Source organism: Rhizobium sullae, assembly GCF_900169785.1.
Lineage (GTDB): Bacteria > Pseudomonadota > Alphaproteobacteria > Rhizobiales > Rhizobiaceae > Rhizobium > Rhizobium sullae.
Genome location: NZ_FWER01000033.1, coordinates 50,391 through 63,485 on the forward strand (window position 1 = coordinate 50,391; position 13,095 = coordinate 63,485).

The 13,095-nt window shown below is 54.6% G+C and carries 9 protein-coding genes; 5 read left to right on the forward strand and 4 right to left on the reverse strand.

Going from position 1 to position 13,095, the window contains the following annotated elements; all coding sequences use genetic code 11:
* The first annotated feature begins 225 nt into the window (after positions 1-225).
* On the forward strand, positions 226-1,185 hold the full coding sequence (locus tag BN1800_RS25135) for a class I SAM-dependent methyltransferase (protein WP_087001613.1): 960 nt from the start codon (positions 226-228) through the stop codon (positions 1,183-1,185).
* A 554-nt stretch (positions 1,186-1,739) separates the two neighbouring features.
* Here the strand turns inward: BN1800_RS25135 and cysN are convergent.
* From cysN to BN1800_RS25160, 4 genes are read right to left on the reverse strand one after another with little or no spacing between them, the layout of a single operon-like run.
* On the reverse strand, positions 1,740-3,641 hold the full coding sequence (gene cysN / locus BN1800_RS25145) for a sulfate adenylyltransferase subunit CysN (RefSeq protein ID WP_087001614.1): 1,902 nt from the start codon (positions 3,639-3,641) through the stop codon (positions 1,740-1,742).
* Entirely contained in the window at positions 3,641-4,588 is a 948-nt protein-coding gene (cysD, locus tag BN1800_RS25150) for a sulfate adenylyltransferase subunit CysD (RefSeq protein WP_087001615.1), read from the reverse strand. The genes cysN and cysD overlap by 1 nt, the downstream gene beginning before the upstream one ends.
* A gap of 3 nt (positions 4,589-4,591) precedes the next feature.
* Entirely contained in the window at positions 4,592-5,440 is an 849-nt protein-coding gene (locus BN1800_RS25155) for a sulfotransferase family protein (protein WP_087001616.1), read from the reverse strand.
* Positions 5,441-5,482: 42 nt separating this feature from the next.
* Complete coding sequence (locus tag BN1800_RS25160; protein ID WP_143534079.1) at positions 5,483-6,481, reverse strand: glycosyltransferase family 4 protein; 999 nt, start codon at positions 6,479-6,481, stop codon at positions 5,483-5,485.
* Between the two features lie 733 nt (positions 6,482-7,214).
* On the opposite strand from BN1800_RS25160, the gene BN1800_RS25165 reads away from it, so the two are divergent.
* The 4 genes from BN1800_RS25165 (at position 7,215) to BN1800_RS25180 (ending at position 13,072) form a co-directional block, all read left to right on the forward strand.
* Positions 7,215-8,489, forward strand: coding sequence for a pectate lyase family protein (locus tag BN1800_RS25165; RefSeq protein WP_179213880.1), 1,275 nt, complete (start codon positions 7,215-7,217; stop codon positions 8,487-8,489).
* A gap of 51 nt (positions 8,490-8,540) precedes the next feature.
* Positions 8,541-9,680 carry a glycosyltransferase family 4 protein gene (locus BN1800_RS25170; protein ID WP_087001619.1) on the forward strand — a complete coding sequence of 380 codons (1,140 nt, stop codon included), beginning with the start codon at positions 8,541-8,543 and terminating at the stop codon, positions 9,678-9,680.
* A 5-nt stretch (positions 9,681-9,685) separates the two neighbouring features.
* Entirely contained in the window at positions 9,686-10,537 is an 852-nt protein-coding gene (locus BN1800_RS25175) for a sulfotransferase domain-containing protein (protein WP_087001652.1), read from the forward strand.
* Positions 10,538-10,921: 384 nt separating this feature from the next.
* Positions 10,922-13,072 carry a polysaccharide biosynthesis protein gene (locus BN1800_RS25180; protein WP_087001620.1) on the forward strand — a complete coding sequence of 717 codons (2,151 nt, stop codon included), beginning with the start codon at positions 10,922-10,924 and terminating at the stop codon, positions 13,070-13,072.
* Positions 13,073-13,095: the final 23 nt, after the last annotated feature.

Genomic DNA, 13,095 nt, shown 5'->3' on the forward strand with positions numbered 1-13,095 from the left:
TTTCCAGTTGCAACCTAAGTTAAGTGCTACGCGAGAAAACAGAGCGGAATTGAATTAAACCCTTACTCTTTTGCAGCGCAACGAGATTAAAACGGCATTCTATAATTTAGATTATTTTAATATTTAACAACCACCGCGTTTGTGCTATTTCACTTACGGTAAAAGGTGGAAAGCCACCTGCATGCCCCCATCTACACGATATGAAAACGCAACCGGAGGCTAGCTATGCTCGTTCCTCGCGCTGATTGCATTGACCTTCTCCTATGCCCCCGCACGATGAGCCCGCTGCGTCTCGAAGGTGGCAAGCTCGTTGCAAATGACAGCGGCAGCGAGAGGGTGTTCGAATATCGGATGATAGATGGAGCTCCGATCCTCATCGATTTTGAGCAATCAGTTTTCACTGAAAGCGAAATCACTTGCCGCAATGCAGGGAGCGCCATCGTTCGGCCGGAGTACACTGGTTTGCAGCGTTCACTAAAGCGAATGGTCTCTCCGGCGAAGTCGGGGACACGCGTGAACATATTGAATTTAGTACGTCATCTGGAGAAAAATGACGGCCCTTCGAAAGTGCTCATCATTGGCGGTGGGAGCGTCGGCAATGGGCTTGAGCCAGTCTACGACCATCCGCGCTTGGAGGTTTACAGTTTCGACGTTTACGTCACGCCTCATGTCCAATTTGTTGCCGATGCTCATAAGATACCTTTACCAGCCGAGACATTCGATTGCGTGATTGTTCAAGCCGTACTGGAGCACGTTCTCCAGCCGAGCGAGGTAGTCGCAGAGATATGGCGGGTTTTGAAGCCATCTGGTTTGGTTTACGCCGAGACCCCTTTCATGCAGCAGGTTCATGAGGGCGCATTCGACTTCACACGATTTACCGAAAGCGGCCATCGGTACTTATTTCGGCAGTTCGAAAGACTGGACTCGGGTGCAAACGGCGGGCCGGGAATTCAGTTTATGTGGGCAGTCGATTATCTCGCGAGCGGCCTTTTTAGGTCTCGAAAGGTGGGTAAAATGGCGAAGCTCGCATGCTTTTGGGCTCAGTATCTCGATCATCTCATACCGGCTCCTTATGCAGAGGATGGCGCAAGCGGCGTCTTTTTCTATGGCAGAAAAACGCAGCGGGTCTTTTCTCCGCCAGAAATCATCGCGCATTATCGTGGCGCGCAGGCAACGCGTCGTTGATGTCTAACCCAAAGGCTTAGTGAGACGCCTGATCGAGCCCGACCAGATGGATAAATTTCTCAGTCGTCAGAAAAAGTGGCGAAATCGGGTTAAACCCTTCGATAGTGAAATAGACCCGGCCATCCTCGATGGCTGTGACAACAATCTTCTTTCCCGTTTTTCGGGAGATGTATGTGGCGCCAACCTTCAGTTTTAGATGTTCCGCCATTGCCGCCGAGCACTTTCATAGAGAATCAAATAGAACCAGGTAAACGTAATACGAGTGGATGTCGTAAAGCGATTTGAGAATGACTTCCAGCAGGTGAGCTTGGAATAGGTCGCGCCGGACGCACCACCTTCGTTTCCTTAGGGTAACTTTTGATGGCGGCTTGTAAACGGAGATCTCATATGCCTGCATATTGCAAGGCGGGGGATGGGGGTAGGTGCGCTTGGTGCCTTTGCAGCTAGCACTGTCTTGCCGACCAGCCCAGGCAGCCGGAAAGCGCGACGTTGAACTCGCCACTGCCGCAGGACGAGGCGTGCCGATCAGACCACGTCTGCGGCTGATGCGCAGCTCAGCGAGAAGCCTCGCTTCTATTCAAATAATCTTCTATCCGTGCAGCCAGCAGACCGGGATCCATGCCCATGGTGCTGAGGCGGATTTCCGGCTCCAAGGGAATCTCGTAGGGGGAGCTGATCCCCGTAAAGTTCTTAAGCTCGCCTGCTTTTGCCTTTTTATATAGCCCCTTCGGGTCTCTCTTGGCGCATTCCTCGATCGGCGTATCAACGAAAACTTCAACGAAATCATCCTGCATAAGATTGCGGGCCATCTGTCGTTCCGAACGGAAGGGGGAAATAAAGGACACGAGGACGATAAGGCCCGCGTCCAGCATCAGCTTAGCCACCTCAGCCACCCGGCGAATGTTCTCCACGCGATCTGCATCTGTAAAGCCTAAATCACGATTGAGCCCATGGCGGATATTGTCGCCGTCGAGGATGTAGGTATGCAGGCCGTTGGCTGTGAGCCGCTTTTCAAGCAGGTTTGCGATTGTGGATTTGCCGGAGCCAGAAAGACCAGTAAACCAGATCACGCGCGGCCGCTGACCCAGGCTGTGAGCCCGCGCAGCCTTGTTAACATCGAGGGCCTGCCAGTGAACGTTGTCGGCCCGGCGTAAAGCAAAATCAATCATCCCTGCGCCGACCGTGGCATTGGTCAGCCGATCGATGATTATGAAGTTGCCCGTAACGCGGTTTTTGGCAAAGGGGTCAAAGGCAATCGCGGATTGCGTGGAAAAATTGCACACCCCGATCTCGTTCATGTGCAGTGACTTTGCAGCCAACTGAGCACAGCTGTTAACGTCGATGCTGTACTTGAGGTCGGTGATAGTTGCCCCGATGCATTCGGTCTCGGTTCGCAGGAGATACGAACGGCCAGGAAGCATGTCTTTGCGATCGAACCAGATAACGTGCGCTTGAAACTGGTCGGCAATTTCTGGCCGATCGTCTGACGCCACGAGCATGTTCCCGCGGGAAAGCTCCACTTGATCTTCGAGGAGAATGGTTACGGCATCGCCTTCGCGCGCCGTCAACAGTGATCCGTCGTATGTGACAATTTCTTTGATTCGGGTTTGCTGGCCTGACTTTGCGATAGTTACTCGATCACCCACAGATACCTCGCCGGAGGCAACTTGGCCTGCATAACCGCGAAAGCTTGAATCGGGGCGGTTGACGAGCTGAACTGGAAATCGGAACGGTCTACGTGCTTGCCCGGCAGCGACTGGGACGGTCTCAAGATAGTTGAGCAATGCCGGTCCGTCATACCAGGCCATCTTGACGGAGGGCTGACTGACATTGTCTCCGGAAAGGGCTGAAATTGGAATCACTTGGATGGTATCGAACGCGAATTTCTCCGCGAACTGCATGAACTCATCACTGATCTCATAGAATACTCGCTGATCATATGCGACGAGATCGAACTTATTGACAGCCAGTACAACATTGCGGATGCCAAGCAGTGCCGCAATAAAGGTGTGCCGCCTTGTCTGCTGCAGCACCCCTTGGCGCGCATCGACCAACACGACCGCCAAATCCGCCGTTGAGGCACCCGTTGCCATATTGCGCGTATATTCTTCATGCCCCGGCGTGTCGGCGACAATGAACTTCCGTCGATCGGTCGAAAAAAAACGGTAGGCTACGTCGATTGTTATGCCCTGTTGTCTCTCGGCCTCCAATCCGTCAACGAGCAGCGAGAAGTCTATTTCATCGCCGGTCGTTCCGAATAATTTGCTGTCGCGCTCCAGGGCAACGAGCTGGTCTTCGAGAATGCAGTTTGTTTGGTGGAGCAGGCGTCCAATGAGCGTCGATTTCCCGTCGTCGACAGAGCCGCAGGTTAAAAAGCGCAGCAGGGTTTTTTCGTCTTGGGGGGCTGGCAGAGACGCTGCGTCGGTTTCCTTTAATGGTCCGTCCGTATATCGCATTAGAAGTACCCCTCGCGCTTCTTCCTCTCCATTGCGCCGGCCTCATCCTTATCGATCATTCGTCCATGTCTTTCCGACGTGCGGGAGGTGAGCATCTCCTCGATGATCTCTTCGACGTTGACCGCATCGGACAAGGTTGCAGCCGTGAGCGGGTAACAGCCAAGCGTGCGGAAACGCACTCGTCGGCGTTCGACGATATCGGACGCTGTGAGGGGCATGCGATCATCATCGATGACTATAAAAGCGCCATCACGCCTCACGACCGGCCGCTCGGCTGCGAAGTAGAGCGGTACGACCGGAATTTTTTCTCTCTGGATGTAGTGCCAGATGTCGAGCTCAGTCCAGTTGGACAGCGGAAAGACGCGTATCGACTCGTTGCGAGCGACACGCGTGTTATAGGTCTTCCACATCTCAGGCCGCTGGGCTTTCGGATCCCAGCCGTGTTCTGCGTTGCGAAATGAGAATATTCGCTCCTTGGCTCGCGACTTGTCTTCGTCACGGCGAGCTCCGCCAAAGGCCGCGTCGAAGCCATATTTGTCAAGAGCCTGACGTAGTGCAAGCGTCTTCATGATATGGGTGTGAACGTTGGACCCATGTGTGAAGGGATTGACGTTTTGCTGCAAACCGTCCTCATTTATGTGGACGAGTAGCTGAAGTCCAAGTTCTGCAACGACCCGATCACGGAAGGTGATCATCTCCCGAAATTTCCATCCGGTGTCGACGTGCAGGAGCGGAAATGGTGGCTTTGCCGGGTAAAAGGCTTTCCTGGCAAGATGAAGCATGACACAGGAGTCTTTGCCGACGGAGAAAAGCATCACCGGTTTTGAGAATTCAGCGGCGACTTCGCGCATGATATGGATGGCTTCAGCTTCCAACCGGCGAAGGTGGCTTGCTTTGTCGCTATTCGGTGCGTTGAGCACGGCTTCCCCTCCATGGCATGCTGCCATTGTTCATTCCTTCACCGGGAGTTGAGCGATCTGCGTGTTTTGAAGCCATGGCGTCAGATCGACATCCATCAGCGTGCCAAGTTTATCGATTTGCGGCTCGTAATAGCCGATGAGCCGCTCTTTCAGATCCTCTGAAAGCGTTGCGTAATTTATCTCTCGAGCGATGAGCGAGCGGGCCTTCTTGAAGGCGGCGGTATGTCGGAACGGTTTGACCGTCGTTTTGAAAGGCGCCAGCCATCGTCGCATCTCCGGGCCTACTAGAGGCTGCTTCTTGTCCTTGACTTTTTCTGCTACCGGCGGCACCTGCAGCTCTGCCCGCAGCCCGAGAAAACTCCCTACACGATCGAGCTGACGACGTGGTTCGATCGAAATATTTTCATAAAGTAGGACCAGCAGATTATCGGATCCGAAACGGTCAAGGAAACCTTGCAACTGATCGTAGTAGAGGCCGCCGTTTAAAAAACGACCGCCCTGGCCGGCTCGCGGGTCGAGATACTGGCCTATTTCGCGGCCCACCTCACCCCTTCGATAGAGCATGCAATAGTCCGAGTATGCACGCTCGACAGGGTTTCTGAGCTGAGCAATCAGCCGCACATTTGGAAAGTCACCATGAATGCGCGCGGCAGCCTCCGGCGTATCCATATATGAGTTCGATTTTTCGCCAATAACAAGGTCGTCGCGCGGCGGCCGAAACTGATCCGCGTACCATGCAGCCCCGTTTCCGTAGACCCGACTGAAGTAGTGCAGTTCGGGATCGGGCATATAGACATCCGGATGCCTCTGAAGGGACTGCTGCAGCCATGTTGTAGCGCTTTTCGCCGCGCCGATGATTAGGAAGTCCAAACGGTCCATGGCTGCCCCTCATATCGCAACTGTCTTTGCAAGCCTTGCTGGCTAGTTCCTCATCCGCTCGTAGATGCTCGTGATCCCCTCGATATGGCTGCTTGCGCTGTAATGCGACAAAGCGGCCGAGCGAGCGGTTTCGCTGACGCGTTCCCACTGGGTTCGATTGGTCAAAAGGCGATGGAGCGGCTCAACGAATGCCTGCGGAGATTCGGCCGGGACGAGATACCCGTTCTCGCCGTCGACAATAGCCTCCGGATTGCCGCCGTGGTTCGTCGCAATGACTGGCGTGCCGAGCATCATAGCCTCAATCAGCGTGCGCCCGAAGGGCTCGTTGATTGCCGGAACGAGGAGCGCATCAAGCGCGCACATCAATGGAGAGATGGGCGAACGGAATCCCATAAGATGTATCCTATCGCCAATCCCGAGTTCATCCGCATAGGAGCGGACTTTCTCATCAAGCCGGTCGCCGCCGGGCTCTGGCAAGCCAAGTAGAACACCGTGCAACGTGATCCCGGGATAGCGTTTCCCAAAGGCTGCGATCGTCTCCACGAAGTGCAATGGCCGCTTGCGCGCGGTGAGAACGCCAATATATCCGGCAAAGCGGATATTCCCCTTCAGGTTCAGTTCCTCGCAGAGCTGATGATGACATTGGGCTCTGTCGGGCAGCGAAATTGGGTGCTCGAAGGGACTGTGTAAGACGGTCACCCGGTCGTCAATCGGAAGAATAGGTCGGCTTGGCCGTGCGAAATTCGAGACGGTCACGATCTCATTAGCAAGGACGGGGGCGAGGAAATTTGCAGCGCGTGCGGTCGGATCTCCGCGATGGTGCCATAGCAATCGTGCGCCCGAAATCCGTGCGGGTATTGCCCATGTCGCATGCATCTGGCCGTCATTTGTGTGTACCACGTCAACAAGGTGGCCGCGCAGGAAGCGAACGAGACGAGGAAGGTAGGCGGCATAGGCAGCGGCGACCTTCAACCTGTTTTGATGTGGCAGCCGGTGCGCGGGCGATAGGACCTGCCCTCTCGGAGCAGCAAAAAAGGTCATCCCGCGTTTCGTCAGATAGCTCGCCAGTGCGCCATCGGTGATGTGCAATATGATCAGACATTTGATCAAAGTGGAATCTAAGCCCGCGATCAAATCAACCGCGGAAATGTGGCTGCCCCCTACCTCATCCCCAAGAAACGGAAATGCTACGACGACTGGTTTGATGGACACGCGACGACATCCTCACCATGACCAACTCAAAACCTGCAATGCCCTGTCGATTTGACGACTTTTGCATTCGGTCAGCCTTATTTAGCGAGTGATCATACGGCCTGGTCCACGGTATTGTCAATTTNATTTGACGACTTTTGCATTCGGTCAGCCTTATTTAGCGAGTGATCATACGGCCTGGTCCACGGTATTGTCAATTTTTTGGAGCTGTTGCGCTTATGTACAAGTGTAATCCCAAATAGCGTCTTCCCATCCGCCGTTAGGCGTAATATGTTNTTTTGGAGCTGTTGCGCTTATGTACAAGTGTAATCCCAAATAGCGTCTTCCCATCCGCCGTTAGGCGTAATATGTTTACACAGAATATAATTTCGCCATGTCTCAGTTCGTCGCGAAGTTTCGGGAGAGGCTATTTCTGCGATGAGAGGATGTGTGCCTAAATTCCTTTAGTAAAGCAGGACATTGTCTTATGAGAGCTTGTTCCGCTTTGTGGACGTCATCTATTCTGTGCATGCTAGCGCTTGGAATTAGCGTCGATCCCTCAGAGGTTCGGGCGGGTGAGAGGTTGGCGTTTGAGCACGCGGATGGGTACGGCAAGTTCAGCCAGGGTGGACGGGGAGGCCGCATCATCTATGTCACCAGCCTCAATGATAATGGGCCTGGAACGTTGCGCGAATGCGTAGAGGCGCAAGGACCCCGCAACTGCCTGTTCAAAGTCGCCGGAATTGTGGAACTAACGCGACCGATCATGATCGGAGAGGATAGCAGCTTCGTATCAATCCTTGGCCAGACGGCGCCAGGCGGCGGAGTCCTGCTGACCATCAGCAACAAGGACCGCAAGAACAAGCATACGCCATTCATAATCAAGAGAAGCCATAACGTGATTCTTCGCCATATCAGGATTCGACCGCGTTTTCCCAACAGCGTGGAGAACGTCGATGCCCTGACGATTGAGGACAGCTCCAATATTTATGTCGATCATATATCCGGTTCGTGGGCCACGGATGAAAACATAAATACCCACGCTGACTCCACCAAAGTAACGATCGCTCACTCAATCTTCGGCGAAGGCTTAAATAAGCACAGCAAGTGCGCATTGCTCGGATCTGATCCGCGCCAGCCTCAGGAGATCACGTTCTGGGGCAACGCCTGCGTGTCAAATCGGGACCGGAATCCCGACAATAATCACTATGGTGGGTCATGCATTGACGTCATAAACAATGTATTCTTTAATGCGCGCTCCGAATGGGGCGAAGTTTTTTCGCAATATCCCGGCGGCACGCCAATCTCCTACGTTGGTAATTATTTCAAAGCCGGGCCCAGTACCGAAGTCATCACCTACGCGATAAATTGGAACGATACCAACAGTGCCGCCGAGCCGCGCATCTACCAGCATGACAATCTGACCTGGAGTTCTGGCTCGAAAAAGGTCGCCTTGGTCGCACCGGATACTGAGAGGCTTCTCGTGTCGACGCCGCCTTGTCCGCTGTCAGTCGGCAACATCCTAACTGCCACCGACGCTTATCGGAATGTGCGCCAGCGTGCGGGCGCGTTTCCGAGGGACGCAATCGATGCAAGACTCATTAAGGAGATCGCGGACATGAACCAGACCGGACAGGGGCGGATGGTCAAGGCGCCGGGTGAATTGCCGCCCATCGCGCCGGGCGAAGCATATGCTGACGCGGATGGTGACGGTATCGCAGACAGTATCGAGCTGGCCGTGGGTGCAAAGCCTGGAACCAGCGATCCTTGGGAGGATGGGGATGGGGATGGATGGTCGAATTTTGATCAGTTCATGGAAAAGTTGGCGGAGCATCGGATTATCGGCGAGTATCCCTGAGAAAGCTGTGTTCTGCATTGACGGGGGTGCGTCATCGTTGGACAGGTGCCGATGAACGGCAGCTACGCCACTCTTCCGACCGGACGGCCCTTAAAGGTGCTCATCGTTCTGCCAGCGCTTGGAGCGGGAGGCACGGAACACGTCGTCAATATGCTCGCTAACCATTGGGCGGAGGTCGGTTACGATGTGACGCTGTTGACACTTGAGAACCATGATGCCACGCCATATTACACCTTCTCGCCTCGGGTGCGCATTAGACGGATTGGCGTACCGCCCAGACGGGCGCCCTTTTTGGTGGCAACGTGGCTTGCCTTTTTGCGTGTCCGGCGCATGCGAGCCGAGATCTCCAGACGCAAACCGGACTTTTTGCTCAGCTTTTTGACCCGAACCAATCTCCTCGCCTTGGTAGCCACGCTTGGAACCGGTATCCCCACCGTTGTGTCGGAACGAAACAATCCGGACGCTCAACCCTTTGGGCCACTTTGGAAACTTCTCCAGCGGACTCTATATCCGCGAGCCTTTGGGCTTGTAACCATGACACAGGGCGCGATGGATCATTTTTCCATCGCGCAGCGCCGCCGATCATGGGTCATTCCAAATGCGGTCAACCTGCCTGTCGGCTGGAGCGACCGTCGCGGCAGCAACGTCTTGACGGCGGTTGGTCGGCTCACTCGCCAGAAGGGATTTGACCTGTTGTTGCAGGCGTTCGCCCGTATCGAAGCGCGGTTTCCCTCGTGGCGATTGGTTATCTGGGGTGAAGGCGAAGCCCGGCAGGAGCTCGAAGCGCAGCGCGAAGCGCTTGGACTTGCCAGCCGCGTCGACTTGCCTGGGATAACAAAAACGCCGGGTGAATGGATCGAGACAACTGACATTTTTGTTCTGTCGTCGCGCTACGAGGGTTGGGGTATCGTCCTGCTTGAGGCGATGGCCGCTGGCCTTCCGGTCGTTTCATTCGCATGCAAATGGGGCCCCGAGGTCATGATAACCAATGGGCACGACGGCTTGCTTGTTCCGCCCGAAGATATCGGCGCTCTTGCGCAAGCTTTAGAGCAAACGATATCCGACAGCGAGCTTAGGCGCCGATTGGCGGCCAACGCATGTAGGTCGGTCGACAAATATTCCAGGCAGAGCGTCCTGAGCGCATGGGACCAAATGGCATGGGATGTAACCCATCTCGAACGGCGCGAGTGAAGCAGATGAGTTCATTTCCGGTCAAGGCGGTGCGGCGAATCCGAAGACGCACAATGCTGATGCGCTATGCGCTCCAGGCAGACAGCTTCCTAACTTCATATCCCAAATCCGGCAGGACATGGTTTCGTTACTTGCTGTCACACTACTTTGCTGATGTCGCAGGCATTGGCCAAGCGATCGACTTGCACAACATGTTTTCGGTCGTACCGAACTTTGATTTAGACACAGAAAGAGGCATTCCGGGTTTTAACAAGAACGGAATCGAATACACAATTCCGAAAATTTGGGTGAGCCACCTCCACTACAGGCGGACACTTTTCTTCAACCGTCCTGTCATCCTGATGGTTCGCGATCCACGCGATGTCGTTGTGTCTGCCTATTTCCACGCTACTCGGCACAAACATCGTTTCGCGGGTGGCCTGACTGAGTTCGTTTCAGATGGCGAGCAGGGTTTGCCGGCCATGTGCCGCTATCTCAACGGCTGGGCAAAAGGACTGTCGCACAGGCGGCACCATATTGTCAGTTATGAGGCGCTCTCGCGTCAAACAGAAGTTGAAACGACAGCCGCTCTCGCCTTTTTGGGCTGCGCAGTCAAACCAGAAGCTTTAAGGCGTGCCGTCGACGCCGGGCGCTTTGAAGCGATGCAAGAACAGGAGATTGCCCAAGGAATCCCGGCGCATGATTATGATCGGTCGGACAAGGAAAGCTTGAGAATGCGGCGCGGTCGAGTTGGCGCCTTTAGTGAATATATGGATCCCGCACTGGTTGGCTTGGTTGACGATATCTGCAGGAGACAATTGTCTTCTTCGGCCAAACGTCTGCTTGCTCCCACCGGATTCGTGAGGCCAATTGTTTGATTAACACAGCGGAATGGTGCAACTAATCCGTATGAGCGATCGAAGTCCGTATTCAGAAGACATTTTCTCGTAACAATACAAAATAGGATTAATCAGATTGGGGTATTATTGCTCTGAAGCAACAAGTATAGGCGAATGATATACGTTTAGATCATTAAATCCATAGAGTTTTGATACTATAAACATCCATTTACAGCTCGGAATGTTTGTGCGAATGTACTATGAAGAGTCGCAGCCAATGCATAAGTCATTTGCCGCAATGCTACACTATCCAGTTCGATCCCAAAGTCAGTTGGCCCACATGAGTATTCTTTGTGAGGCGCGGAAAACTGAGCAGAGTCGCTTTTTAAGAATGCTGCAAGTGCGGATTGTGAGGGGGACGTCATGCGACGCGACGATCAAGCGTGGACCGAACCACAGCCCGACGCGATGGGGCCGAGGGCGCGCCGCACTCATGCACTCCAAATCGTATCAAAGCGGCTGTCGGCCGCCGGCTGGCGACGGTTGCGCGCGGCCATCTTAAATGTAAGCAAGTCGCCTGGCCTATTTGTTGCCGACTTGTTCGCGGCAGTCCTCGCACTCTCGTTTGCATTCATGCTTCGATACGGCGTCGATGCTTTGGCGCTGCGTGCGGAGGTGGTGCGGGCGTTGGCTATAGCCTGCTGGCAGTACCTGGCGATGTGTGCAATCCTCTTTCCGCTTTGCGGTCTTTACAGTCGAAATTGGCGATATGGTTCGGTTGCCGACCTCGGCACCGTCGTGCGTGCTGTTGCCATTAGCTCGGGTCTTTTCGTCGTTATACTCTTCTTCGGCACAAGGCTGGAGGATATTCCGCGGAGCGCGATCGTCGTTGAGCCATTATTGCTCGCAGCCTTCTTGCTCGCTTCGCGCCTTAGTTTCAGATGGGACGAGTTACGGCAATGGGGAAGGGCGGTGACCCAGGCTTCCTCGGTAAACGTGCGACGCGTCCCCACGCTGCTCGTCGGTGCACAAGGGGCGGCAGATTTATATCTGCGTGCTGTCAGTCGCGACAAGAACTGCCAGCATCTGCCCGTCGGCTGCCTGGACGTTGACTCTGTGCATCAAGGAATGACGCTGCGTGGCGTTCCAATTCTTGGAACGCTCGACCAGTTCGGATTTGCTGTGGAACAGCTCAAACGTCAAGGGCTGTGCCCCCGCCACATCGTTTTTACCGAGCCACCTTCTGCTTTCGGCGATGAGCGATCGGAGACACTTATACGTCAGGCCGAGTCAATGGGTATTTCTGTTTCGCGCCTCTCTCAGATGACGGAACTGAAAAATGCACATAGGGAAAACCGCTTTGAACTGCGAGCCATCGAGCTTACCGATTTGCTGGAGCGACCACAGGCTGCCCTCGATCACGAAGCGATTGACCGATTGGTCAAGGGCCGACGGGTTTTGGTAACAGGTGCGGGAGGGTCGATCGGAAGTGAGTTGACGTTGCAAATAGCCGCCTGCGAGCCGGCGGAGGTGGTGTTGATTGAGAACTGCGAACTCAACCTTTACCAGATCGATATGGAACTCAGCGAGCGTTTTCCGGATGTTCCGCGCTTCCCACATATGTGCAACGTGCGCCGTGCGAAGCGCGTCGATCGCATCTTCGAAGACCATCGACCAGAATTGGTGTTTCACGCCGCGGCACTGAAGCACGTGCCGATGGTCGAGATGAACGCATGCGAAGGTGTCCTGACAAATGTTGTTGGCACAATGAACGTTGCACGGGCGGCGGCGCGAAGTGGCGTTCTGGCGATGGTGCAAGTGTCGACCGACAAAGTGGTCAATCCGACGAGTGTGATGGGAGCGACAAAACGCCTTGCAGAGCTTTATTGCCAGGCGCTGGATCTTCGAGGCTTTGACGAACATCGTGGACCGCGTTTCATGACAGTGCGGTTTGGAAACGTACTCGGGTCGAGCGGCTCTTTGATTCCTCTGTTTAAGAAGCAACTCGCGCGCGGCGGGCCGCTGACAATAACGGACCCGAACATGACTCGCTTCTTTATGACAATCCGGGAAGCAGTCGAACTAACATTGCAGGCTTCGGCCTATGGCCTGGAAGGCGAAATCGGCCAGGGAGAGATTTTCGTCCTGGATATGGGAGAACCGATCAAGATCATCGACATTGCCAAGCGTATGATAACCTTGGCCGGGTTCACGCCTGAAGTGGATATTCCGATCACAACGATTGGGATGCGACCGGGGGAAAAGCTATTCGAAGAGCTCTTCGATGACGGTGAACAGCGGGTTGCCTCGCCTGTTCCTGGCGTCCTGGGAGCGGTCCCATCCCCGGTGGCCCTGGAGGTGTTGGAGGAAGCGTTCGAAGCACTGCAGACCCACGGAGAGATGGGCGAGGAGGAGCGCGTTCTAGAAATTATCGGCCAAATCGTCGAAGGGTTTGAAAAGTCGCCGAAAGCCGCTCCCCTGTGGGGTATCGCCAGGACGAGGCCCCAGGCGCGGAAGCAGGGCAAGGGACGCCGGGTGAAAATAGCGTCAAGCATCACGCCGCTACCTCGCTGAAACCATTCGCTTTAACGCGTCAG